Origin of the sequence: Acinetobacter amyesii, from assembly GCF_023499985.1 — a bacterium.
Classification (GTDB): Bacteria; Pseudomonadota; Gammaproteobacteria; order Pseudomonadales; family Moraxellaceae; genus Acinetobacter; species Acinetobacter amyesii.
Genome location: NZ_JAMCOU010000034.1, coordinates 1 through 25,107, shown reverse-complemented (window position 1 = coordinate 25,107; position 25,107 = coordinate 1). Strand labels below are relative to the sequence as shown.

The following is a 25,107-nucleotide window of genomic DNA, read 5'->3' as shown; positions in this document are numbered from 1 at the left end:
CTTAAAATTCACTTCTATCTATTTTCTCTTAGGTATGAGTAATAAAACTAAATCTATTCAATTCGTTTAACAATCAAAGCAATACCCTGACCAACACCAATGAACATCGAGCATAACGCATACTTACCCTGGATATTTTCAGGTTGATTGCATGTCGATGTCATAAATCGTGTATTTGATACACTGAGTTGATGACCAATATCAATTTAATTATTCTTTTATTATACAAAAATATTTATATTCAAGAATCTCAATCCTACACCAGGTTCTGTCAAAATATATTTAGGATGAACTGCATTATCATTTAATTTAGCACGTAATTTGGCAACCAAAATTCTTAAATAGTGCGTATCTTCCTGATGCGTTGCACCCCATAGTTCCTTGAGTATCTGTGGCTGGGTTATCAGTTGTCCTTTATGCTGTGCAAGCAACGTTAATAGTTGATATTCTTTACGCGTCAAAGCAATCAAACTCCCCTGCAAATAGACTTGACGTTGAGCAAAGTCAATTTTCAAGTAGCCATCATCAAAAATTACGCTTTCAACCACACTTAACTGAGTCTGCCGAAGTAGAACACGAATTCTTGCCAAGAGCTCCTGAATACTAAATGGCTTCGTCACATAATCATTTGCGCCTGAATCCAAAAGTTTTACTTTTTCATTTTCATCAGAACGGACAGAAAGAACAATTACTGGTACATGAGACCAATTTCGCAATTCCGTTAAAACTTCAAAACCATCCAAATCAGGCAAGCCCAAATCTAAAATAACTAAATCAGCACCATGCAAGGCTAACTCACCTAAACCTTGCTGGCCATTTTCAGCTTGAATAACTTTATAACCTTGTGCACGCAATGCTATATCAAGAAATTTTCGTATTTGTGTCTCATCATCTATGATTAAGACTGTAGCGATAGCACTAGTAGATGGATTGAGTTCAGCCATTCATTTTTCCTCAGGTGAAAACCTTACAGTAATGGATTAATTGGAAGCTGCATGCGAATACATGTACCTTGATTATGACTTAGAGACGAAGCAGAAATAGTCCCCATGTGTGCACCAATAATGGCCTTAACAATACTCAAGCCCAATCCGGTACCGTGTTGTCCACGATCACCTCGTTCCATTGTATAGAACATATCAAAAATACGATCACGCTCATTTTCAGGAATCCCCTGCCCCTGATCAGAAATCGTTATTTCCATTTCATTTTCTTTTAACCTAGAAACTTGAATTGAAATCGGTTTATTTTCAGGTGAAAACTTAGCGGCATTTTCCAATACATTAAAAATAGCTTGTTCAATGAGTGCAGCATGTACATACAAATTTAACGGATCATTAGGTAAATGTACCTCAACTAAAGCTTGCGGCATATAACGTTGTAACCTGCGTACCGCTGAACCAACGAGTTCATCGACACCAATCCAATCTCGTGCCAGTCTTAGACCATCATGTCCCAAACGAGTCATATCCAATAAATTTTGTATATAGCGGTCTAATCGTTCACCTTCTAAATGAATCGCCTCAAGTAAACTATTTTGATCCGTTTCGTCCATAGAATGCCGATAATTACTTAAGGTATCAGCAGCACCAATGATCGATGCTAAGGGTGAACGTAAGTCATGTGAAACTGAAGATAATAATGCTGAACGTAATCTTTCTGTTTCTGAACTCACATTCGCAATTTCAAGTGCTTTGGTTAATTGAGTACGCCAAATAGCTTGGGCTATATATTCAACCATCACCTCTGCTAATTGTTTTTGTTCAGACGTTAAAAGCCGTTGCTGCGATGGAAATTTTAGCCCAATGACGCCTACGCATTGCTTTGAGGCCAATAGCGGTAAAAACCACCAAGCATTTTCCATCAGTGTTTGAGTAAACCGGCCTGAAGCCTGATGATTTTTAAAAGTCCAATTTGCAGAAATTTGTTCCTTTGCACTCATCTTTTCTAAGTTTTGATTTTCCTGTTCAGTTTCTGGTGAATAAATCCAAACATCTGCATTTAGGTTTTTGTTTAAACAATGCATTGCAATATCTTGAACCTGCTGTAAATCTACTGCAGTAGAAAGCTTTTGTCCTAGTTCTTGCATAATACTGTTATAACTATTTGATGCTTTTAGCGCTGTAACCTGCTCTTTTAATTTAGATGCCAGCTTACTTGCAATTAAAGCAGCGCCTAAAAAAGCCAGCACCGTAATCACACCTTGATGAGCTGAAATTTCCAATGTAAATTTGGGACTGATAAAAAAGAAGTTGTAGGCTAAAAAAAATAAAATTGCAGAAAATACCGCAGCCAGCATTCTTGTTTTTGATGCGACAAATACCACAGCAGTAATAAAAATAACTGAAATATCGTCAATGCCCAAATAGGTTTCACTTAGGCTTGCGATCAGAATGCTGATCACTGTTGTAACAAGTACGTAGGATATTTCGCTCAGTGTTAAATAATTTCGTCTACTGTCTGAGGCTATATTATCTGAAACAGCAATATTTTTTGGCGATAAAACAGGAACAATACTCAGCTCGAATCGTGGCTGAAGTTTGATTAACTGATCAACGAAATTCGCTTTCAAAGCTAAGTTAAAGATTTCTTTCTTCGGCTGAGATAAAACCAAAGTAGAAATTCCATGCTCAATAACATACTCAAAAAGAGTTTTCACATGCTGCTTACCGTATAGCGTTTCCGTCATACCCCCCATTTGCCGAGTCATATTCAATGCAATTTCGATTTCTCGGCTTTGACGATTAGCTTGTTTCGGTAGAATCTGAGAATCTTTAGAAAACGTAACGACAGTCCATGCAGCCATCCGTTGCTCGGCAATACGACATCCTGCTCGTACCAATGCTTCAGAGTTTCCTAAACCATCTATCATAATCAAAACATGGTTTTTAAGCGGAATAGCCGCTTGCCCTTGAATTGCAAAATTTTCCCGAACATCTGTATCTACATAACCAGCAACTGTTTGCATCGCTAGTTCACGTAAAGCAGTTAAATTAGCGACATTAAAAAATCGCTGTAAAGCTTGTTCTGCCTGTTCTGGTACATACACTTTTCCTTGCTTCAAACGCTCTAGCAATTCATTGACAGGCAAATCAATTAAACGAATATCTCGAATACGTTCAAAGACCCGATCAGGCACTGTTTCTTTAACACGGATACCTGTAATTTGAAAAACAATATCATTCAAACTTTCTAAGTGCTGAATATTCATTGTCGTAAAAACATCAATACCGGCATCTAAAAGTTCATTGATATCTTGCCAGCGCTTTTCATGACGGCTGCCGGGTACGTTGGTATGAGCGAATTCATCAACAAGAACAATATTTGGCTTCTTGTCTAGTACCGCATCTAAATCCATTTCCTCAAGCTGGTGCTCTTGATATTGAATAATTTTACGCGGAATCAAAGTTAAACCGGCCACTAAGTTTTCAGTTTCAGTTCGGCCATGTGTTTCTACATAAGCAATCGCTATGTCACTGCCTTGTAAAGCCAATTCATGGGCACGGACAAGCATAGCGAAAGTTTTTCCAACGCCCGGAGCAGCCCCTAAAAATATGGTCAAACGTCCAGATTGAAAACGTTGAGTATGCTGTAAAAAAACATCAGCTTTACTTGTATTACTCTTATCCATAAATTTATAACTTTTATAAATATCTTAGACTTATGCCCTTTCTAGAAGGAAGAGGATAATTCTCCTCTTCCTTCCATTTTATTAAATCGCTTTTTAGCCTGATCTAAAGCAATGTTTATTTCAAGCACATTCACACGTGTCTGCCCTAATATTCCGAAACTAGGCTGAATACTTCTTTCCAGTACTAATTTCTCCACCTTTTGTACTGACATTCCTCTTGCAGCTGCAATTCGATTGATCTGAATTAAGGCGGCCTGCAGACTAATTTCAGGATCGATACCGCTGCCCGATGCTGTTACCAGATCTGCAGGGATTTGAGATTTTTCAACGCGCTCTTGTGCCACAATTTTATTTAAACGCTCATCCATCATTTCATGTAATGCTGGATTTGTTCGTGCCAAATTACTTCCTGCCATGGCCATAGGGTCATAATTTGACGCGGACGGCCGTGGTTGAAAATACTTTGCTTGAATAAAAGGTTGTGCAACCAAACTTGACCCAATGACCTCACCATTCTGTACAATCAAACTGCCATTGGCTTGATGCGGAAAAATGACCTGCCCTAAACCTGCTGCAACCGAGCTATATGCAAAGCCGCAAATAGCTAAGGTCACAGCTGTTAAGCCAATGGATGCACGTATTAAACCTAATCCAGCCATCGATATACTATTCAATTGCTCATTTTCTTGATGGTTTTCAATATTCATTTTTATTCTCCTCATCAGTTCAATGTGATAACAATGGACTAATCATCAGATCAATCGCTTTAATGGCAACAAAGGGTAACAACACACCACCGACACCATAAATCAGCATATTACGGCGCAGCAATTGAGTTGCCGTTGATGGCTTAAATTTGACTCCACGTAAGGCAATTGGAATAAGTAAAGGAATAATAATTGCGTTAAAAATCAGAGCTGAAAGGATGGCGCTTTCAGAACTGCTCAATTGCATCACATTCAGCACACCCATTTGTGGAATAGCCGCGACAAATAATGCAGGTAAAATGGCAAAGTATTTTGATACGTCATTTGCCAAAGAAAATGTGGTTAATGCACCGCGTGTAATCAGCTGCTGCTTACCAATTTCCACTACAGATAAAAGCTTCGTTGGATCGGAGTCTAAATCGACCATATTACCAGCCTCTTTAGCCGCCTGCGTACCTGAGTTCATCGCTAAACCAATATCAGCTTGAGCCAAAGCAGGAGCATCGTTGGTACCATCTCCGACCATTGCCACTAGATGCCCTTTGTTTTGTTCCGCACGAATACAGCTGAGCTTATCTTCTGGTTTTGCTTCAGCAATGTAGTCATCTACGCCTGCTTCGGCAGCAATAGCAGCAGCCGTAAGTGGATTATCACCCGTCACCATGACTGTTTTAATGCCTATTTCACGTAAGCGCGCAAACTTTTCCTTAATCCCTTTCTTAATCACATCCGAAAGTTCAATGACACCTAAAATATTCCGATCTTTTGCGACCACAAGTGGTGTTGCACCCTTAGAAGCAACTTGTTCAACGCGGGTTTTCAACTCAAGTTGATTCTCAAGATTTTGTGATGAAAATTTCAGTATGGCATCCAATGCACCCTTACGAATTTGATGACCATCTTTTAAGTTAATCCCAGAGATTCGAGTTGAAGCATCAAAATTAATAAATTCTGCTTGCTCAGGCGTATCGACATGCTGTCCATATTCTTTTGCTAGAACTACCACCGACTTACCTTCAGGCGTTGGATCTGCCAATGAAGTAAGCACTGCAGCTTGGCAAAGTTCTGATTCCGTGACACCAGCGAGCGGATAAAATGCAGTTGCTTGGCGGTCACCATAAGTAATCGTGCCGGTTTTATCCAAAAGCAGTACATCTACATCACCAGCAACTTCAACCGCTTTACCTGATTTAGCAATGACATTGGCTTTTAAAGCACGGTTCATCCCAGCTATACCAATAGCAGGAAGCAAACCGCCAATGGTGGTTGGAATTAAACAAACCAATAAAGCGACCAGTAGAATTGGATTAATTTCGATATTTAAGAAATGTCCAATCATTGGCAAACTTAAAACAACTGCAATGAAAGTCACTGTCATCACTGTAAGTAAAATACCTAAAGCAATTTCATTCGGTGTTTTTTGACGGTTTGAGCCTTCTACCAAAGCAATCATACGGTCAAGAAAGCTATTTCCTGTTTCAGCTGTGACTTGCACGATTATTCGATCCGTCAATACTTTAGTGCCACCAATCACACCTGATTTATCAGTTCCCGCTTCACGTAAAACAGGTGCTGACTCTCCTGTAACTGCAGCTTCATTAATGGTTGCAAAACCATGAATAATTTCACCATCAGCAGGAATCAACTCACCCGCACGAACTTCAATCAAATCATACATTTTTAAGAGCGTCGCTGCGATTTGTTCACCATCCGCATCTTCTTTATCTTTAATTCGACGTGCCGTTAAATTCTGGCGTGCTTGTCTTAAAGAGGAAGCCTGTCCCCGACCTTTGGCTTCTGCCACAGCTTCTGCATAATTCGCAAATAGCACAGTAATAAATAAAATGGCTGTGACTAGAATGCCAAACATTAAGTCTGCTTTTCCCAAAAGTGTGCACACCAGCGTAATCAGTGTTCCTAGCCATACAATCGCCATCACAGGGTTCTTAATGACATGCTGCGGCAACAGTTTAATACAAGCATTTTTCCATGCTTCTGCTTGGAACAATGTTGATTGATTTTGCTTTGGTACTGTTGGTAACAGCATATTTTGAACAGCGTTAATTGATTGTTTTGAATGATTCATATTTTTCACCCTTAAGCTTTAACCAACAACAAATGGTCTGCGATAGGCCCTAAAACCAGTACAGGCATGAATTGCAAGAGCGTCAACATCACCACAATGGCAATCAACGTGAGTGCAAAAGTCGGAGTTTCCACTTTTAAGCTGCCACTGCTTTCAGGAGCTTGACGTTTCGAAGCTAAGCGTGCAGCAATGAAAAGAGGAATAATCAATGTTGGAAACCGGCCCAAGACTAGAGCTAAACTGGTACTTAAATTCCACCAAATTGTATTATCAGCCAGACCTTCAAAACCTGAGCCGTTATTGGCAAATGCCGAAACATATTCATACAGCACCTGTGAAACAGCATGATATTGAGGATTGCTATTGCCTGTTAATGCAGGGAAATACAGCGTGACAGCGGTAAGTGTTAAAATTGTAATCGGTTGAATTAAAATCACCACAGCAAGTAGCTTAATTTCCCCAGCTTCAATTTTCCGACCAAATAGTTCAGGTGTACGACCAATCATCAAACCTGCAATAAACACAGCTAAAAATAGATAAATGATAAATTGCTGTAACCCGCAGCCAATCCCGCCCCAAATAGCATTAATCAGCATATTTGCTAATGCGATTAATCCAGTGAGCGGTGCAGAAGAATCATGCATCATATTGACTGAGCCATTATTCACCTGTGTAGTTAATGCTGACCATAGCGCAGAAGAAGCTTCACCAAAACGTACTTCCTTACCTTCCATTGCATACAGCTGTGTTGCTGTTGTAGAAATACTTTCAGACCAAATTGCACTGCTGGCAGAAATGATTGACATCAGCAGCATTGAAGCAAAAACGAAGACTGCAAATTTTTTGCGCCTGGTAAAAAAGCCCAACATAAAAATAACTGAAACTGGAATGAGTAAAATAGCCAACATTTCTAGGAAATTAGATAATGGCGTTGGATTCTCTAAAGGCACGCTGCTATTAGGTCCATACCAGCCCCCACCATTACTTCCTAATTGCTTAACTGCAACCATTGGTGCTACTGGCCCCAATGGAATTTTTTGCGTATGTAATTCTGCAGTTTGGTCTAGAACTTGAACTTCTGGGCCGCCTTGAAATGTTGATGGAACACCTTGGCTAGTCAGTAGAAGTGACCATACCATGCATAGCGGTATTAAAAATCTGAAGGTTGGACGAATGACATCTGCCCAATAATTACCGACATTCACATCTTGTAATGGAGTCCCCGAAGTTGTGTTTTTTTCAATATTCAGCGGATCGTATTGCTTATAAAATAATGCGCGAACCGTAGCAACAACCATTGCTAGCCCCATCATGGGAGTAATGATTTGCAGACCAACAATCCCCACCATTTGTGACAAGTACGACAACTGAGCCTGTCCGGAATAATGCTGCTGATTTGTATTGGTTAAAAACGAAATCATAGTGTGAAGGGCTAAATCCCACGACATATTTGGGGCCTGATTGGGGTTCAGCGGCAAGTTCGCTTGAGTCATAAATAAAACCCAAGTAAAGCCACCCAACACCATGCAACTCAGTACAAAACTAAGAGCATACGTTTTCACACTCATACCTAATTTAGGGTTAGTCCCCAACACCGCATAAATCGGCTTTTCAACCCAATTGAAAAGTGGATCTATCCGCATTTTTTTATTTTGCATGACGGCTGCTAAATATTTACCAAGCGGATAAGCAAGAGCAACAACGATCATGATGAGTAGAATAAATACTAACATCCGTTTTTACTCCCCTTAAAATGGAGAGCAAATACGCTTTTTTTAATCTCTCTAAGATGTATCGCCTCATGTATGGCGCAATTGTTGTGATACGGCATTTTTTGATGCGCTATGAATTTAGCACTCATCTTTTCCATCCTAAGCATGGATAAATTTCCATGATTTAGTATCTAAAAGACGCCCGTAAAATCTCTATTCAGAAATATGCATGAAGCGTAAAATTTGCGTAAAAATTTGCATTTATACATTTATATAAAGTTTGAAATACCTTAAAAGATTCCGACCATTGATGATTATTTTTACTTATGGAAAATTTAGAACTTCTAAAAGCATTATTTTTAGGTCTGATTGAGGGTTTAACTGAATTTTTGCCAATTTCAAGTACTGGTCATTTAATTCTTTTTGGGCATTTAATAGATTTTCAATCCGACTCAGGCCGTGCATTTGAAGTCGTCATTCAGCTAGGTGCTATTCTTGCTGTTTGTTGGCTTTACCGTCAAAAGATAATCGACTTAGTAAAAGGCTTTTCCTCTAGTGATACTCATGCCAGATGTTTTGCCATCAATGTTTTTATTGCTTTTCTTCCCGCTGTTTTCATCGGTATATTAGCCGTCGATTTCATCAAACAGGTGCTGTTTAGCCCACTCGTCGTAGCTTTCGCACTTATTATTGGCGGGTTAATTATCTTTTCTGTAGAAGATAGAAAGTTTGAACCAAAAACACTCGAAGCCACTGACATTAGTATAAAACAAGCTATTCTTGTCGGTTTTGCTCAATGCCTTGCAATGATTCCAGGCACTTCTCGTTCAGGAGCAACGATAATTGGCGGTATGCTCTCAGGTTTATCACGTAAAGCTGCTACAGAATTTTCTTTTTTTCTTGCTATGCCAACAATGTTGGGGGCTGCGTCATATGACTTAATTCGCAATGCTTCTTTATTAAATGCAGATAATATGATGAACATAGCCTTAGGCTTTGTGGCCGCATTTATGGCTGCACTGGTTGTGGTCAAAGCTTTAGTCAAATTTGTAGAGAAACATTCACTGAGAGTCTTCGCTTGGTATCGGATTATTCTTGGAGGAATTTTACTCATAATATTTTTATAATAAAAATGGTTTTTGAGTATGAATCTCACCGATTTACTATCGATTAAAATTAGCCTACAGCACTAGTTCATGAACCAACTTTAATATTTAATTCAAAACAATCATATAAGTTTTTGTTTTTATTTTAATTTCACTAGAAATTATTTATGAACTAGATTTTAGGTGAACATAAGTTAAATAAAGTATGCGAGAAAATAACTTCATATATGTTACATAATGCTCCTGCCCGAAATAAAGTAATAAACTTTAGTAAGCTCAAACGTTCTATACTTATTATACTGATGGAGCTTATGACACCAAGCAATGCCGTCAGGTCATTGCAGATCGGCAAGGGCATGCGGTGATTCCACCTAGAAAAAATGCGAAACCATGGAAAGATATAAAGACTAGTTCGCTTGAGCGAAATGAATTACTTCGAACAGTTAATCTTGCGAAGCAGTGCTTCTCAGGCAGGACATTATGGAAAAAATGGTCAGGTTATCATAGTCGAAGTTTGGTCGAAACCAAGCTACATTGCATCAAGTTATTATGCGATAAACTCAGTCCCATAAATTTTGACAGCCAAGTCATTGAGATTCATGCTCGCATAGCAGTCTTAAATAAATTTACGGAATTAGGCCAAGCTCATACCCGAGTTGTCACTTAAATTTGAGTAGATCAGGGTAAATTTAACTTTTAAATCTTTGTGCAACAAAGCCAGTGAGTGCTAAAAAACTGTTTGTAAAAAACATCTACAAAGTTCAGTATTAAATATTTATTAATTGATCGATATGAAAATTTATTAGTTTTTCTTTGTCTAGTACAGATTGCTTACAACTATTTGAATTTAGAAGCAGAGCAATACCGTAGGTAATACTCCAAATATAAGAAAAATACTCACTGACTGAGAATACACTTTTTCTAAATTTTAGATGCGACATTGCAATGCTTCGAATTGCCAAAATCCTTTTTTCACGTATCACATATAGTTCTTGAAATAATGCTTTCAGATTTTTTTCTTTATTGGTGATTCTTTCTTCCAAATGGTGGAATTTAATTGTTCGTAGGGCATCATCCAAATGAAATTTCATATATTTAGACAAATAGTTATGCATATCCCCATCATGTTGCATGGAGATTTCTAGCAATCTTTTTTCATTTTTTATCAATATTTCAAGATATAACTGATTTTTGCTTTTAATATATTTATATACAGTACCTTTTGCCATATTCACTTGTTCGGCAAGATCTGAAATCACAAGTTCGTGTTCATTATCAATGATGATTTGTTCTGCTACCTCTAAAATATAATGAATATTGATCAAATGTTTTTGCTGTTTATCTAAATTCATCATGAATAAACCACAATATTTTTATAGGAATTCTTTTCAGCAATTGTATATTGCAAGCTCATTGATATATCTACCCTGCCATAAATTAGATATAAGCCTCAAACTTATAAGATTTATGGCAAGATGGATTATTTAATGAATAAAAAACCTACTAGAAATCATAAATTGCTGTGAAATTAAGTCGGTTATCTATTCCTGTCTTGTCGTTGAAGGTTTTTCGCTCACCATACATATATTCCAGACCGAAATTGACTGGTTTCACTGGGTTATAGAATATGTTAATCCAGCCCTCTTTTAACTCAGCATTTTGGGTTTCATCATTATGTACAAGACGAGAGAAAGCATTGTTATCATCAGCTTTCATATAACCAAAACCTAATGTCGAACGGATTTTAGGTGTGAGTTTTTGAGTTAAACCTACAGTAATCGCATCAAACTGATTAGCGCGCATTTTATTATTATCATCAAACACATATGCCATATTTGACCAAAGTAGATTTTTGGTATCGCCTTTTATGTGGTTATAGTCAACACGAACAAGTGTATTTTCTGTAGCTTGATATTTACCACCTAGCCCAACACCCCATGCCAAGAAATCATCATCTCCTGCATGGTTTGTCGCTTTTTGCGTGACAAAAGTACGCCCTGAAATGGCTGAACCATTATCAAACTTATAATTAATACGCCCCGTCGCTGACGGCAGTTTTAATTTTGCATCTGGGTCTGTTGTAAAATTCTGAGTACCTGTACGCGTTACCGTTTCTGCTTTAGAGTCCTCTAAGCTAAATGCCAAATTTAAATTTGGATTTACAGGAACCGAATATTTAATTTGTGGTACACGAGTCAGTGAGCCACCCACAGAAAGTGATGCATCCACCGTTTCTGGATAATATTCAACAGCGTTAAAGTTTGACCAAGTTTGACCCAATAACCATTGATCATAAGTCATATAAGCATGACGTATACGGAAGGTATCGCGACCCGCGCCACCAAAAAAGTCCATTTCCACTTTGCCACCCACAGCATGATTACCTAGCTGTGGTGTTTTAAAATTAAAGCCGAAACGCGTGGCATTTAATGTACTTTGGAATTTGTCTGAATTTTTACGCTCATCAGCAGAGCCTTCAAGAGGTACTGCACTAATCAGGTTATACATGGTGCTTGGACCTTTCATTTGATAACTCATGTCCGCACGAACATTACCGTACAATTCAAACTCAGCGCCACCTTTTGTCGTATGTTGTAGTACAGGTGACGGTACCTTTTGTGGTGTGACACTTTCAACCACTACTGGTGCAGTTGCTATTTTCTGCTCATTTAATTTTTGATCATAAACTTTTTGCTGTTGCTGTACTAACTCTTGCAAGGCTTGAACCTGTTGCTGCAATTGATCAACTTGCTGTTGCAAACTCAACTCTGCATGTGTCATTGATGTCAAAACCAACATTGACAATGTGAGTGTGCTTTTAGCAAAAAACTGTACATTTTTTTTCATGGTAAAAATCCTTTTTTTCCCCAAATGATTAATTTCAAATACCCACGTTTTCAGTCTGAAAAAAGCTATTGATAAACTCACTACAATTATTTATCGAATGGCAATGTTCGGGTTTTTCCATACATCTTTTTAAGTATTAATTCGCCAATAATTCACGAATTTTGAATTTTTGAATTTTGCCTGATGGCGTCATTGGAAGCTCATCCCAAACTTCTAAACGTTCTGGTAAATATTGATTGGCCAATTTGTGCGTCTTCAAAAATTCCAACAGTGCTGGCAATGTCAGCTCATACTCTGGATTTTTCAATTTCACAACTGCACAAGCTTTTTCACCCATACGTTCATCTGGATATGGCACCAAAGCAACAGTTGCAATCTCAGGATGTAAATAAATTAATGATTCCACTTCAGCGACTGGGATATTCTCCCCACCACGGATAATGACGTCTTTTTTACGACCTGCAATGCGGATATAACCTTGCTCATCCTGATAGGCAATATCACCTGTATCAAACCAATCCTCTGCATTGGTTTCATTCAGATGTGGACGTTTTAAATATCCGCCAAAATTTGAACAGCAACGAATCATCAGTGTGCCAGAATGCATAGGTGCAAGTGTTTCACCGTCATCACCAACAATTTTCACTTCAACTCCGGGCAATGGCAGACCATCGGTATTGAATGAGCGTTCGTCATCATCTTCTGGACAGGTCATGGTCACAGCACCGCACTCAGTCATACCCCAAGCAGATATAACCTTAACCCCCATGTTTTGACGCGCTTTTTGTACCAAAGTACTTGGAATTGGCGCTCCAGCACATAAAAATAATTTCAAGCTATCAAGTGATTGATGAGACTCCATTACCGCTTCAGAAAGATCATTTAGAAATGGCGTAGAAGCCATAGTAAATGTCGCTTGGTGCTTATGAATCAAGTCAATCGCAACATTGACGTCCCAAACATCCAAGAGCACGGCTTTTGCTTTCAGCAGTACAGGCATAATTAAGCCATACATAAAGCCGGTCTGATGAGCCATTGGCGAACCCATTAAGATCACATCATCTTTATCCAAATGCAGACGTTTCGCATAAGGCACAATATTGGAAAATAAAGTATTTGCCGTATGCATTACACCTTTTGGTTCACCTGTTGTGCCTGAGGTAAAGACTAATTGAGCAATATCATCTGCAGAAATCGTGACGTCATTCAGTGTATTGAGAATTTGCGGATCTTTGTCTAAACCATGATTGAGCAGTAGTTTTTCAAAGCTGTTTTCACCTTCTCCACCAATGACAACAACGTGCTCAAGGCTTGGTATATTACTTTGTAGCTGATTGGCTAATTTTTCATAATCAAATTTACGGAAGATTTTAGGCACAATAAAAACTTTGCTTTCTGTATGTTTCAACATAAAAGAAAGTTCGCGCTCTCTAAAAATCGGCATTAGTGGATTAAGTACAGCGCCAATACGTCGGCAAGCAATATACAGCAGTGTAAATTCCCACCAGTTTGGCAATTGGCAAGAAACGATATCTTGCTTTTGCACACCTAGGCGCTTTAGCCCCAAAGCAATACGATTGGCTGTATGCAGCATTTCACGATAAGTAAAGCTGGTTTCAGACTGATTTTCCGTTTTATAGCTCACCAAACCAATTTTATCTGGATGCTGGTGCACTGCTTCATTTAATGATTGCAAGATGGTTTTATTTAACCAATAACCTGCTTGAATCATTTTTTCCCTGCGAGGGGGTAAAAGAACCGCATCGAAATCCATTCCGTAACTCCAATTTATAATTATCCAACCGTTTTACTTCAAACTATTTAACTGCAAGCTTTATGACTGCCATTTTCTTTCAAACGTTGTCTAATAGCTAAAAATTAACTTAGCTAATAGACATGTAGCGCCTTTTCGATCTGCTTTATGCAGGAACAGCCTTTCGACCCGCTTTATGGCGCGCAATAATGGTTTTCATAATTTGTGCTGTACCATCACCAATTTGGAAACCGAGTACATCTCGCATACGTTGCTCCATTACACCGCGGTCATAACCTGCATGACCAAAGGTCAATAAACATTGATGCACAACGTCATAGGCTAATTTTGGCCCCCACCATTTACACATGCCAGCTTCTGACGTATGCGGTAAATGATTGTCTTTAAGCCACAAGGTTTGTAGGCAAAGTAAACGCGCTGCTTCTACTTGGGTTTCATAGTCTGCCAATGGGTGAGAAACACCTTGAAACGCTGTTAAAGGCTTACCAAAAGCTTCACGCTGTGCCGCATATTCCCAAGCCTCGTCCAAAGACACACGAGCGACTGCAAGTACTTGCAAACCAATCAATGCACGGGAAAAATCAAAGCCTTGCATCACTTGAACGAAGCCTTTATTTTCCTCACCTAAACGGTGATTAACAGGTACACGTACGTTGTCAAAGAAAATAGAACCTCGTCCAATGGCACGCTGCCCATGACAGTCAAAACGTGTTGTTGTAATACCTGGTAAATCCATAGGCACTAAAACTGCTGTTACTCCATGTGCACCAGATTCAATCGTACCAGTACGACCAAAGATGACGGATGCATCTGCTTGATCAGCCGCCGAAATGGAGGTCTTTTCACCATTTAATACGTATTCATCGCCATCACGTTCTATTTTCAAACGCAGATTTCCTGCATCTGAACCGCCACGAGGCTCAGTTAACCCAATGGCAAAAATAGCTTCGCCTGCTGTCAATTTACGCAACCAAGGCTCAACTACTTCAGGATCACCATGTTCCGCCAAGATTTGACCATTTAAGGAAGCAAGCAAATTGATGTATGAAAAACTTAAATCTGCTTTGGCAACGGCTTCATGAATTACACCTGCCGCCAAACATCCCATGCCTTGACCACCATATTGCTCTGGTAGCTCTGGAGCAATAAAGCCCATTTCACCCATTTTTTTGACTAGATCACGATCAAAAATTCGGCTTTGATCACGTTCTAAAAACCCCGGTGCAATATATTTTTGCGCAAATTTTTCCGCAGTTTCGGCTAAGAATTCTAAATCTTCAGTGATGTAAGGATTTTTACTCATAGCGTGTTCCTCCTTATTTAAAGAATTTACGGAATTCAGGTTTACGTTTTTCTTTCAACGCATTTACGCCTTCACGCGATTCTTCTGTGTCGTAATACAATTTCAATGCATACATGCCCATGCCAGCAATACCCGCTTGATGTGCGGTATCCATGTTGAAGCTACGTTTAGCAATCGCAATTGCAGTCGGGCTACGTTCACAAATTTCTTCTGCCCATGCTTGTACTTCTGCATCTAACTGATCTGCTGGTACACATTTGTTAGCTAGGCCAATATCAACCGCTTCTTGACCTTTGTAACGACGGCATAAATACCAAATTTCACGCGCTTTCTTTTCACCCACAACACGTGCTAAATAAGCTGTACCAAAGCCCGGATCGACAGAACCCATTTTTGGACCAACTTGACCAAAAATTGCATTTTCAGAACAAATGGTTAAATCACAAATCGTTGCTAAAACGTTACCACCACCGATTGCATAACCTTGTACGCGTGCAATGACTGGTTTAGGTACATCACGAATCGCCGTATGTAATTCTTCCATTGGCAGACCAATCGTGCCACGACCATCATAATTACCATCATGTGCAGATTGATCTCCGCCTGTGCAGAATGCTTTTTCACCCGCACCTGTCAGAACAATTGCACCAATTTGACGGTCATAGCCTGCTTTGTTAAGTGCACGGATAATTTCATCACAGGTTTGTCCACGAAAAGCATTCATTTTTTCTGGGCGGTTAATTGTGATCCATGCAACACCATTTTTTACTTCGTATAAAATATCTTCAAAATTCATGATCTTTTCCTTTCCTTGAAAACTACATTTGACTTTTACTGTATATTTTTGAGCGACTCAGAATGTTCTTCATTCCATCGTGCGCAACTACTCAATTAACCATTCATGGTTAAACCGCCTGAAACGCTGAGTACTTGTCCTGTAATAAAGCTGGCATCATCACTTAAGAAAAATGCAATAGATGAAGCAAGATCATCTGGCTGACCTAAACGACCAAGCGGGATAGCACGAGTAAATGCTTCGCGAAGTTTTTCAGGATTTGATGCTCCTTCCGTAACACCTGCTAAAAGCGCGGTATCCGTTGGGCCTGGGCAGATTACATTTACAGTAATATTGTTGCGTGAATGCTCACGTGCTAGCGTTTTTGAAAATGCAAGTAGACCGCCCTTACACGCTGCATAGACTGCTTCGCCAGATGAACCTACACGTGCTGCGTCCGATGCGATATTGACGATACGTCCTTGGTTGCGTTCAACCATCCCTTTAAGCACTGCATGGTGCATATTCAACATGCCAACCAAGTTAATTTGGATCAGTTTTTCCCACTCTTCTGGTACTGATTTAATAAATGGCTTAAAGATATCCCAACCTGCATTGTTCACAAGACCATCGATTGGACCTAGCTCAGCTTCTGTTTTCTCAATCGCCTGATCGACGACTTGTTTATTGGTAATGTCGCACTGTACTGCAAATGCTTTACCACCCGCGTTTTGGATCTCTGTAACTAGTTTTTGTGCAGTGTCCATATTCATATCAAACACAGCAACTTTTGCGCCTTCTTGCGCTAAGCGTTTACAAGTCGCACTGCCGATACCACCAGCACCACCAGTTACAATAATGACTTTATCCTTTAGGCCTTTCATACCAGTATCCTTTCTTGTGTTATTCAGAATTATGATTTTCTAATCGATATATCCAACATAGACAAAAAGGAAATTAATTTCAATTATCCATTAACATATTTCGTTATACGGAATTTAAATAAAATTCTTTTCAACTATCTATCTTATTGTTATATATGGATATAACTTAAATATTCACCATATATCTGCAATATTTTGTTACATATTTTGGTGTGATATAAATATTTATAGCTAAAAATTGTAAAAAATCCTCTATTTCACCGTAATCAAAATCATAAATTAGCTTTTAATTACTTATTTATTTCGTATAGTGAAATACATTTATTCCAATAAAAAAATATCAATTTCCTGCTTTTATCCATTTTCATCAAGCATAAAAAAAGGCACTACAATATATGTAATGCCTTTTTTAGATTTTATATTTTTTAAAATTGCGTTTACTTCTCCATTAGTCCAACTAACAATGGAGAACCACGAACGCTTTTGGCTTAAAAAGGACTGATCAATTGCAAAATGCTGCAATACCCGTTTGTGCTCGACCAAGAATCAGTGCATGTACATCATGGGTGCCTTCATAGGTATTCACTACCTCTAGATTCACCAGATGTCGTGCCACACCAAATTCATCTGAAATACCATTGCCACCTAACATGTCACGAGCAACTCGGGCAATATCCAATGCCTTACCACAGTTGTTACGCTTAATCAGTGAAGTTCCCTCGACCGAAGCAATACCTTCGTCTTTCATACGACCAAAGCGCAGTGCAGCCTGTAGACCCAGTGCAATTTCAGTTTGCATATCGGCTAGTTTCTTTTGAACCAACTGATTCGCTGCCAATGGACGACCAAACTGTTTTCGATCCATCGTGTATTGATGGGCTGTATGCCAGCAAAACTCAGCTGCACCCATTGCACCCCATGCAATACCATAACGGGCACTGTTCAGACAGGTAAATGGACCGCGTAAACCTCGAATTTCTGGAAAGGCATTTTCTTCTGGGACAAAGACATTATCCATAACGATTTCACCTGTGATTGAAGCACGTAGCCCTACTTTACCGTGTATCGCTGGCGCAGAGAGTCCTTCCCATCCTTTTTCTAAAATGAAACCACGAATATCACCGACATTGCCTTCTTGCGAAACTTCTTTAGCCCAAACCACAAATACATCCGCAATCGGGCTGTTGGTAATCCACATTTTTGCGCCCGTTAAACGATAGCCACCATCTACTTTTTTCGCACGTGTAATCATACTGCCTGGGTCTGAACCGTGGTCTGGTTCGGTTAGACCAAAACAGCCGATGTATTCGCCAGTTGCCAGTTTTGGCAGGTACTTTTGCTTTTGTTCTTCAGAGCCAAATTCGTTAATCGGCACCATAACAAGTGAACTTTGCACACTCGCCATTGAGCGATAACCCGAGTCTACATATTCAATTTCACGAGCCACCAAACCATAGCTCACATAGTTCAAACCCGCACCACCATACTGTTCTGGAATCGTTGGACCAAGTAGACCTAGTTCTCCCATTTCACGGAAAATTGAAGCATCGGTTTGTTCGTGACGGAATTGTTCTAGCACACGTGGTTGTAAACGTTCTTGGCAGTAAGCATGCGCAGTGTCTCGAATCATGCGCTCTTCTTCAGTCAGTTGCAGTTCCAATAAAAACGGATCTTTCCAGTTGAATTTAGTCGGTTTCATTTTGTTTTTCCTTCATTTATTGTGTTAAGCAGTCGCTGACTTAATCATGTCACGTGCAATAATAATTTGCTGAATTTGGGTTGTGCCTTCATACAAGCGGAACAAGCGCACATCACGATAAAAACGCTCAATAGAATATTCACTGATATAACCAGCACCACCATGAATCTGTAAACAGCGGTCAGCTACACGGCCACACATTTCTGTTGCAAACATTTTTGAACATGACGCTTCTGTACTAATGTTCTCGCCCAAATCACGGCGACGAGCTGCATCTAAAACCATGCATTTGGCTGCATATATTTCAGTTTTAGAGTCTGCCAGCATTCCTTGGATCAACTGAAAGTTTGCAATAGGTTGACCAAATTGTTTACGTTCAATGGCATAATTTAACGCATCATCAAGCATCCGTTCCGCCATACCTGCGCTATAAGCAGCAATATGCAAGCGGCCTTTATCCAATACTTTCATTGCAGTTTTAAAGCCAATGCCTTCAACACCGCCAATCAATTGGTCTTTATGTACACGGCAATTATCGAAAATCACATCACAGGTATAAGAACCTTTCTGTCCCATTTTCTTATCAATTTTACCCAGTGACAAACCTGCAGTGCCTGCTTCAACCAAGAACGCTGAAATACCTGCAGCACCTTTAATTTCAGGATTTGTACGCGCCATAACAGTAAAAGTTTGTGCACGAGGTGCATTGGTAATAAATCGTTTCGTACCATTTAGCACATAATAGTCACCGTCTTTCACGGCTGAAGTTTTCAGCGCTGCCGCATCTGAACCTGAATCTGGTTCAGTTAAACAAAAAGAACCAATAATTTCACCGCTTGCATAGCGAGGTAAGTATTTTTGTTTCTGCTCTTCTGTACCGTCAATCAGAATACCGCTTGAACCAATACCATTATTTGTCCCAATTAAAGAACGAAATGCAGCAGAGGTATGACCCAATTCAAATGCCACTCGAACCTCTTCTTCCATGGTAATACCCAGACCGCCAAACTCTTCTGGAATCGTCAAGCCAAATAAACCCATTTCTCGCATTTGCTGCACTATATGTTCAGGGATCGCATCAGTTTCATCGACTTCATGTTCAAGTGGACGCAATTCATTTTGTACAAAATCACGTAGTGTCGACAATAACTGCTCTAACATCTGTTCATCACGAATCATTTTTTCTCCTAGTCCATTTTTAGGATTAGACTTCCTTTATTTATCAAAATAGTCACTTAATTTCGTTATGCGAAATACATTATCAATATTTTTATGTGGTGACAATTAAAAATCTTCTAAATTATAAAATTAGTTACAAATTTTAGCCTATTTCTGAAATATTTTATTTTTAACTGGTATTTTGATTGAACAATGAGCAAAATTATCTTAAATTATTTTGTAAATTAAGTTTTGCTATGCGGAATTTTAGAAAAATGAACCAAAATTCAGTTGTTCAAATAGACTATGCATTGCCTTCCATTGCAATTATAAAAATCAATCGTCCTGAAGCTAAAAATGCACTGAACACCCAAGTGCGCAAGTTGCTTGCAGAAGCCGTTGCTCAGCAAGTGGATAATGATGATATTCGCGTGATTGTATTGACAGGTGGTGATGACGTTTTTGCTGCGGGTGCTGATTTAACCGAGCTTGCGGAAGCCAGTTCTATGGATCTGTATTTACGCCGTACTGAACGTTATTGGCAAACGATTGCCAATTGCCCCAAGCCGATTATTGCCGCTGTCAACGGCTTTGCACTGGGCGGTGGATGTGAACTCGCCATGCATGCAGACATAATTATTGCCGGTCAAAATGCTCAATTTGGTCAACCAGAAATCAAAGTCGGCATTATGCCTGGTGCAGGTGGCACCCAGCGCTTAGTGCGTGCCGTTGGTAAGTTTCAAGCCATGCGCATGATCATGACAGGATGTTTAGTTTCCGCAGAAGAAGCGTTTGCCATGGGCTTAGTATCTCAAGTTACAGACGATGCTGAGACCTTAAATACAGCATATAAAATGGCTCAACAAATTGCCAAACTGCCAGCTATTGCCCTTGAACAAATTAAAGAAGTGGTATTACTCAGTGAAGATGTGCCATTAAACGCAGGACTGTCACTTGAGCGTAAAGCTTTTCAGTTGCTATTTAGTACCGAAGATCAAAAAGAAGGCATGGCGGCATTTTTAGAGAAGCGCAAACCAAACTTTCAAGGTAAATAAATTGAGTTAGCTCGTTCTACTTCAACATGGTGGACAGCAGCTTATTGAGGTAAACATGGACAGATTAATCAACAACATTGGTGTGATTGGTGCAGGCATTATGGGCATTGGGATTGTGCAAATTGCAATTCAATCCAATCGTCAAGTTTATTTATACGATGCTCAGCAAGATGCTGCAAAAAAAGCATATGACAAACTCAATACCACACTAAGCAGATTGGTCGAAAAAAATAAAATTTCCCAAACCGACTTAGAACAATCATTAGCGAATTTACATATTGTTGAAAATATTCAGGAATTGCATATCTGTGATTTGGTAATTGAGGCCATTATAGAAAAATTAGACATCAAGCAAAGTTTAATGAAACAGCTCGAAGCTATTGTTCGTCCAGAATGTATCTTAGCGTCGAATACATCTTCCCTTTCAATTACTGAAATTGCAGCGCAATGTCAGCAACCAGATCGAGTAGTTGGTTATCACTTTTTCAATCCAGTGCCATTGATGAAAGTAGTTGAAGTCATTCAAGGTCTGCATACCAACACTAAAATTATTGACCAACTCTCTGAACTCGCACGCAAGATGGGACATCGCCCCGTACGTACCAAAGATACGCCGGGATTTATTATTAATCATGCAGGTCGTGCATATGGAACAGAAGCACTTAAAATTTTGAGTGAAAATGTTGCATCCGTTACTGAAATCGATCTCATTTTGAAAAAATCCTTAGGTTTTAAGATGGGACCTTTTGAACTTCTGGATCTGACTGGCTTAGATGTCTCCCATCCTGTCATGCTGTCAATTTACAACCAATATTATCAAGAGCCACGCTATCGCCCGAATGTATTAACACAACAAATGCTCATTGGGAAAAAACTAGGCCGCAAAACAGGTGAAGGATTTTATAAATACATTGATCAAGCCAAGCAAGAGATTGCAATTATTCCTAAGTACTCAGCACATCGTCATGATTTAAAAACAGTATGGCTTAGTACAGAATTTGATGATGATCATAAAAAACTTAGCACTTATTTAACACAAAAAGGGATTCAAATTAATCTCAATGCTCAGCCCAATAATGAAGATTTAATTCTAATTGCCAATTATGGCGATGACGCAACACATAGCGCACAACGTCTAGGCGTCAATCCTGAACAAGTTGTTTGTATTGATATGTTGGGTAATTTTGAGCAATGCCGCACCTTAATGCCTAGCCTGCTGACTCAGCCAAAAATGATTGAAGCTGCGCTGGATCTATTCAATCAGCCAAACTCCGAAACTATAGTGATTGAAGAAAGCTTAGGCTTTGTTTCACAACGTGTTCTTGCCATGGTGGTGAATTTGGCTTGCGATATGGCGCAACAGAAAATTGCCATAGTTGAAGATATCAATGCCGCAGTGAAACTTGGACTTGGTTATCCATTTGGCCCGATTGAATGGGGCGATGTAATCGGCAAAGAAAAGATTTTAAAAGTTCTCGAGCGTATTTCAAGTATCAGTCATGACCCACGTTATAGACCAAGTCCATGGTTACAAAGACGCTGCAAACTGAATCTATCACTCAACTATCAACGCTAAATTTTTAGATTAAAAAACTTCAAGGAAAGAATGTTATGAATGCATATATATACGATGGCTTACGCACGCCAATTGGTCGCCATGCAGGTAGTCTTGCCAGTATCCGTCCAGATAATCTTGTGGCACAAGTGATTAAATCTTTAGTACAAAAAACGGGTATTGACGCCACTGATATTGAAGAAGTGATCTTGGGTAGCACCAATCAAGCGGGTGAAGATTGTCGAAATGTAGCACGCAATGCTTTATTACTCGCAGAGCTGCCAGTTAGTGTCGCTGGTCAAACTGTCAATCGATTATGTGCTAGTGGTTTAGCAGCTGTTGTTGATGCAGCTCGCGCAATTCACTGTGGTGAAGGCAATCTATATATTGCTGGCGGTGTTGAAAATATGTCACGTGCACCCTATGTTTTAGCCAAAGCTGAATCAGCTTATAGCCGAGATATAAAAATGTTTGATACCACCATTGGCTCTCGTTTTCCAAATCCGGCATTAACAAAAATGTATGGTAATGACTCTATGCCTGAAACAGGTGACAATGTCGCTGAAGCTTTTGGAATTAGCCGTGAAGATTCAGATCGCTTTGCAGCAGCTTCTCAGGCCAAATATGAACAAGCCAAACAAGATGGTTTCTTCAAAGATGAAATTTTGACAATTGAAGTACCACAAGGTCGTAAAGCACCACCGAAAATTGTAGATGAAGACGAACATCCTCGCCCCTCATCAAACTTTGAAGCATTACAAAAACTCAAACCTTTATTTGAAGGCGGTGTAGTCACCGCTGGCAATGCATCTGGGGTCAATGATGGCGCAGCAGCATTACTCATTGGCAACGAAAGTGTTAAACAAAAGTATGGCTTACAACCACTGGCTAAAATTTTAGCTTCAGCTTCTTCGGGTATTGAGCCTCGTATTATGGGTGCTGGTCCAATTGAAGCAATTAATAAAGCCTTAAAGCGTGCCAATATCAGCCTTGATGACATGGACATTATTGAAATTAATGAAGCCTTTGCACCACAAGTTTTATCTTGTCTGAAAGGTTTAAATGTTGCATTTGATGATCCAAGGGTAAATCCAAATGGTGGTGCAATCGCGATTGGTCATCCATTGGGTTGTTCGGGAGCACGCCTTGCATTAACTGTGGCGCGTGAGTTAAAACGCCGCAATAAAAAATATGCAGTGATCAGTTTATGTATTGGAGTTGGACAAGGTTTAGCGATGGTCATTGAAAATACACAGCTAAGCTAAATTGCATTAAATATGTGAAATTACAATTTTTATTGGTTCCGCTATGCAGAAACTTAGGCTTTAAAGCTTCAAAAAGTTTTGTATAGCGAAATTTATTGTTATCATACATTGTGTATTGATTTAAAAAACAAATGGAACATCATGAATCATCAAGATGAAATTGCTCTTGAGCAAACAGAAAAAAAAATAAATTTAGATGAAATTCGCCTTGATCCAATTTCACATATTCATCGCGAAAATAATCCGCAATTCATTGCGTCGCTTGCACGTGGCTTGGAAATTCTGCGTTGTTTTACCGCTACAACTCAAATTTTGGGCAACCAAGAATTGTCGCAATTAACAGGTTTACCGAAACCTACCATTGCACGTATTACCAATACCTTAGTTTCTTTGGGTTATTTGAAACAATTACCCAATTCAACAAAATACACCTTAGATACAGGTGTATTAGCACTCGGTTATGCTTCCCTTTCAAATATTTCTGCACGTATCCACGCTCGTCCTTATATGGAAGAAATGGCAAAGTATGCTCAGGCGCCTGTCGCAATGGCAACACGCGACCGTTTAAATATGCTGTATTTAGATGTAGTACAGGCAGAATCGAATTTGACCATGCGTCGCCCGATTGGCTCAACCATTCCACTACACAATACTGCAATGGGACGTGCTTGCTTGGCTGCGCTACCAGAAACTGAACGCGACTTCATTATGGAAGCTTTAGCTAAACGCCATCAAGATGATTGGCCTATGATAAAGCGCGGATTAGAACGTTCATTTCATGATTACCAAAACTATGGCTACTGTTTGTCTTTAAGTGAATGGCATAAAGAAGTAAATTCAGTTGCAGTACCAATGGTACATCCCATCCATGGTTTATTGGTCTTCAACTGCGGAGCGCCAAGCTATTTGGTCAATCAAGAAAAGCTTGAAAATGAAATTGGGCCACGTCTGATCTATATGGTTCAAAATATTCAAGAAGCTTTAAACGCACTTTAAAAAGATATTTTTTTATTCAGTCAAACATTCTCTTGAATAAAAAAACTAGTGCCTGTTAGTTTGCTTTGCCTCGGGTGGTACATCCCTAATCAGTTTTCTTAACTCAATAGTGATTCATTAAAAAAGCCAGTCTGTATTTATACAGACTGGCTTTTTATTTTGGTTATCAAGTATCGTTAAATATGTGACACCAATTCAGGAACAACAGTGTTCAAATCACCCACTAACCAGTAGTCAGCTACTGAGTTGATTGGCGCTTCTTCGTCTTTATTGATCGCAACGATCACTTTAGATTCTTTCATACCTGCCAAGTGCTGAATCGCACCAGAGATGCCTACAGCGATGTACAAGTCAGGAGCAACGATTTTACCTGTTTGACCCACTTGCATATCGTTTGGTACGAAACCAGCATCTACCGCAGCACGTGAAGCACCTTGCGCAGCACCAAGCTTGTCCGCTAATGGATCAAGAACAGTGTGATAGTTTTCACCTGAACCAACACCACGACCGCCTGAAACAACAATACGCGCAGCTGTTAATTCTGGACGTTCAGA

General features: G+C 39.4%; 19 protein-coding genes and 2 pseudogenes. 6 read left to right on the top strand and 15 right to left on the bottom strand.

Annotated elements, in window-relative coordinates; translation table 11 throughout:
• Positions 1-53 precede the first annotated feature (53 nt).
• The 6 genes and pseudogenes from M5F03_RS12610 to kdpA form a co-directional block, all read right to left on the bottom strand.
• Positions 54-206 (bottom strand): annotated as a pseudogene (locus M5F03_RS12610) (acetyl-CoA C-acyltransferase); the annotation flags it as partial.
• A 15-nt stretch (positions 207-221) separates the two neighbouring features.
• Positions 222-944, bottom strand: a complete 723-nt coding sequence (locus tag M5F03_RS12605; protein ID WP_180133884.1) for a response regulator — start codon at positions 942-944, stop codon at positions 222-224.
• Between the two features lie 23 nt (positions 945-967).
• Complete coding sequence (locus M5F03_RS12600) at positions 968-3,631, bottom strand: ATP-binding protein (protein ID WP_249708492.1); 2,664 nt, start codon at positions 3,629-3,631, stop codon at positions 968-970.
• A 41-nt stretch (positions 3,632-3,672) separates the two neighbouring features.
• Positions 3,673-4,338, bottom strand: a complete 666-nt coding sequence (gene kdpC, locus M5F03_RS12595) for a potassium-transporting ATPase subunit KdpC (protein ID WP_249708491.1) — start codon at positions 4,336-4,338, stop codon at positions 3,673-3,675.
• A gap of 19 nt (positions 4,339-4,357) precedes the next feature.
• A complete protein-coding gene (kdpB, locus tag M5F03_RS12590) occupies positions 4,358-6,385 on the bottom strand; it encodes a potassium-transporting ATPase subunit KdpB (protein ID WP_180133898.1) in 2,028 nt (675 codons plus the stop codon).
• 50 nt (positions 6,386-6,435) lie between these two features.
• The gene (gene kdpA / locus M5F03_RS12585) at positions 6,436-8,157 is read right to left on the bottom strand and encodes a potassium-transporting ATPase subunit KdpA (RefSeq protein ID WP_180133887.1); all 1,722 of its coding nucleotides are present in this window, start codon (positions 8,155-8,157) and stop codon (positions 6,436-6,438) included.
• A 305-nt stretch (positions 8,158-8,462) separates the two neighbouring features.
• Between kdpA and M5F03_RS12580 the strand changes: the two genes are divergently transcribed.
• Both M5F03_RS12580 and M5F03_RS12575 read left to right on the top strand, forming a co-directional pair.
• Entirely contained in the window at positions 8,463-9,263 is an 801-nt protein-coding gene (locus M5F03_RS12580; protein ID WP_180133888.1) for an undecaprenyl-diphosphate phosphatase, read from the top strand.
• Positions 9,264-9,537: 274 nt separating this feature from the next.
• Positions 9,538-9,909, top strand: a pseudogene (locus M5F03_RS12575) (transposase); the annotation flags it as partial.
• 100 nt (positions 9,910-10,009) lie between these two features.
• Here M5F03_RS12575 and M5F03_RS12570 read toward each other — a convergent pair.
• From M5F03_RS12570 to M5F03_RS12535, 8 genes are all read right to left on the bottom strand, one after another.
• Positions 10,010-10,597: a TetR/AcrR family transcriptional regulator gene (locus M5F03_RS12570; protein ID WP_235831043.1), complete on the bottom strand. Its 588-nt coding sequence runs from the start codon at positions 10,595-10,597 to the stop codon at positions 10,010-10,012.
• Positions 10,598-10,745: 148 nt separating this feature from the next.
• Complete coding sequence (locus M5F03_RS12565; protein WP_121523316.1) at positions 10,746-12,089, bottom strand: DcaP family trimeric outer membrane transporter; 1,344 nt, start codon at positions 12,087-12,089, stop codon at positions 10,746-10,748.
• Positions 12,090-12,225: 136 nt separating this feature from the next.
• Positions 12,226-13,863 carry a cyclohexanecarboxylate-CoA ligase gene (aliA, locus tag M5F03_RS12560; protein ID WP_249683474.1) on the bottom strand — a complete coding sequence of 546 codons (1,638 nt, stop codon included), beginning with the start codon at positions 13,861-13,863 and terminating at the stop codon, positions 12,226-12,228.
• Positions 13,864-14,008: 145 nt separating this feature from the next.
• Positions 14,009-15,166 (bottom strand): cyclohexanecarboxyl-CoA dehydrogenase, encoded by a 1,158-nt coding sequence (gene aliB / locus M5F03_RS12555; protein WP_121523320.1) that lies wholly within the window; start codon positions 15,164-15,166, stop codon positions 14,009-14,011.
• A gap of 13 nt (positions 15,167-15,179) precedes the next feature.
• A complete protein-coding gene (gene badI, locus M5F03_RS12550) occupies positions 15,180-15,962 on the bottom strand; it encodes a 2-ketocyclohexanecarboxyl-CoA hydrolase (protein ID WP_121523322.1) in 783 nt (260 codons plus the stop codon).
• Positions 15,963-16,057: 95 nt separating this feature from the next.
• On the bottom strand, positions 16,058-16,825 hold the full coding sequence (gene badH / locus M5F03_RS12545) for a 2-hydroxycyclohexanecarboxyl-CoA dehydrogenase (protein WP_086179310.1): 768 nt from the start codon (positions 16,823-16,825) through the stop codon (positions 16,058-16,060).
• Positions 16,826-17,327: 502 nt separating this feature from the next.
• On the bottom strand, positions 17,328-18,524 hold the full coding sequence (locus tag M5F03_RS12540) for an acyl-CoA dehydrogenase (protein WP_121523324.1): 1,197 nt from the start codon (positions 18,522-18,524) through the stop codon (positions 17,328-17,330).
• A 24-nt stretch (positions 18,525-18,548) separates the two neighbouring features.
• A complete protein-coding gene (locus M5F03_RS12535) occupies positions 18,549-19,703 on the bottom strand; it encodes an acyl-CoA dehydrogenase family protein (RefSeq protein WP_121523326.1) in 1,155 nt (384 codons plus the stop codon).
• Positions 19,704-19,957: 254 nt separating this feature from the next.
• On the opposite strand from M5F03_RS12535, the gene M5F03_RS12530 reads away from it, so the two are divergent.
• The 4 genes from M5F03_RS12530 to M5F03_RS12515 all read left to right on the top strand — a co-directional run bounded on the left by M5F03_RS12530 (position 19,958) and on the right by M5F03_RS12515 (position 24,553).
• A complete protein-coding gene (locus M5F03_RS12530) occupies positions 19,958-20,737 on the top strand; it encodes an enoyl-CoA hydratase (protein ID WP_121523328.1) in 780 nt (259 codons plus the stop codon).
• 55 nt (positions 20,738-20,792) lie between these two features.
• Positions 20,793-22,313: a 3-hydroxyacyl-CoA dehydrogenase gene (locus tag M5F03_RS12525; protein ID WP_121523330.1), complete on the top strand. Its 1,521-nt coding sequence runs from the start codon at positions 20,793-20,795 to the stop codon at positions 22,311-22,313.
• A gap of 35 nt (positions 22,314-22,348) precedes the next feature.
• Positions 22,349-23,557 carry a 3-oxoadipyl-CoA thiolase gene (locus tag M5F03_RS12520; protein ID WP_121523332.1) on the top strand — a complete coding sequence of 403 codons (1,209 nt, stop codon included), beginning with the start codon at positions 22,349-22,351 and terminating at the stop codon, positions 23,555-23,557.
• 141 nt (positions 23,558-23,698) lie between these two features.
• Entirely contained in the window at positions 23,699-24,553 is an 855-nt protein-coding gene (locus M5F03_RS12515) for an IclR family transcriptional regulator (protein WP_121523334.1), read from the top strand.
• Between the two features lie 176 nt (positions 24,554-24,729).
• Here the strand turns inward: M5F03_RS12515 and M5F03_RS12510 are convergent.
• The coding region (locus M5F03_RS12510) for an FAD-binding protein (protein ID WP_249708490.1) at positions 24,730-25,107 on the bottom strand (378 nt) is incomplete at its 5' end.

Bases quoted from the DNA above. Each gene is read 5' to 3' on its own strand.
- M5F03_RS12605 (WP_180133884.1), bottom strand. From the start codon at position 944: ATGGCTGAACTCAATCCATCTACTAGTGCTATCGCTACAGTCTTAATC.
- M5F03_RS12600 (WP_249708492.1), bottom strand. From the start codon at position 3,631: ATGGATAAGAGTAATACAAGTAAAGCTGATGTTTTTTTACAGCATACT.
- kdpC (WP_249708491.1), bottom strand. From the start codon at position 4,338: ATGAATATTGAAAACCATCAAGAAAATGAGCAATTGAATAGTATATCG.
- kdpB (WP_180133898.1), bottom strand. From the start codon at position 6,385: ATGCTGTTACCAACAGTACCAAAGCAAAATCAATCAACATTGTTCCAA.
- kdpA (WP_180133887.1), bottom strand. From the start codon at position 8,157: ATGTTAGTATTTATTCTACTCATCATGATCGTTGTTGCTCTTGCTTAT.
- M5F03_RS12580 (WP_180133888.1), top strand. From the start codon at position 8,463: ATGGAAAATTTAGAACTTCTAAAAGCATTATTTTTAGGTCTGATTGAG.
- M5F03_RS12570 (WP_235831043.1), bottom strand. From the start codon at position 10,597: ATGATGAATTTAGATAAACAGCAAAAACATTTGATCAATATTCATTAT.
- M5F03_RS12565 (WP_121523316.1), bottom strand. From the start codon at position 12,089: ATGAAAAAAAATGTACAGTTTTTTGCTAAAAGCACACTCACATTGTCA.
- aliA (WP_249683474.1), bottom strand. From the start codon at position 13,863: ATGGATTTCGATGCGGTTCTTTTACCCCCTCGCAGGGAAAAAATGATT.
- aliB (WP_121523320.1), bottom strand. From the start codon at position 15,166: ATGAGTAAAAATCCTTACATCACTGAAGATTTAGAATTCTTAGCCGAA.
- badI (WP_121523322.1), bottom strand. From the start codon at position 15,962: ATGAATTTTGAAGATATTTTATACGAAGTAAAAAATGGTGTTGCATGG.
- badH (WP_086179310.1), bottom strand. From the start codon at position 16,825: ATGAAAGGCCTAAAGGATAAAGTCATTATTGTAACTGGTGGTGCTGGT.
- M5F03_RS12540 (WP_121523324.1), bottom strand. From the start codon at position 18,524: ATGAAACCGACTAAATTCAACTGGAAAGATCCGTTTTTATTGGAACTG.
- M5F03_RS12535 (WP_121523326.1), bottom strand. From the start codon at position 19,703: ATGATTCGTGATGAACAGATGTTAGAGCAGTTATTGTCGACACTACGT.
- M5F03_RS12530 (WP_121523328.1), top strand. From the start codon at position 19,958: ATGAACCAAAATTCAGTTGTTCAAATAGACTATGCATTGCCTTCCATT.
- M5F03_RS12525 (WP_121523330.1), top strand. From the start codon at position 20,793: ATGGACAGATTAATCAACAACATTGGTGTGATTGGTGCAGGCATTATG.
- M5F03_RS12520 (WP_121523332.1), top strand. From the start codon at position 22,349: ATGAATGCATATATATACGATGGCTTACGCACGCCAATTGGTCGCCAT.
- M5F03_RS12515 (WP_121523334.1), top strand. From the start codon at position 23,699: ATGAATCATCAAGATGAAATTGCTCTTGAGCAAACAGAAAAAAAAATA.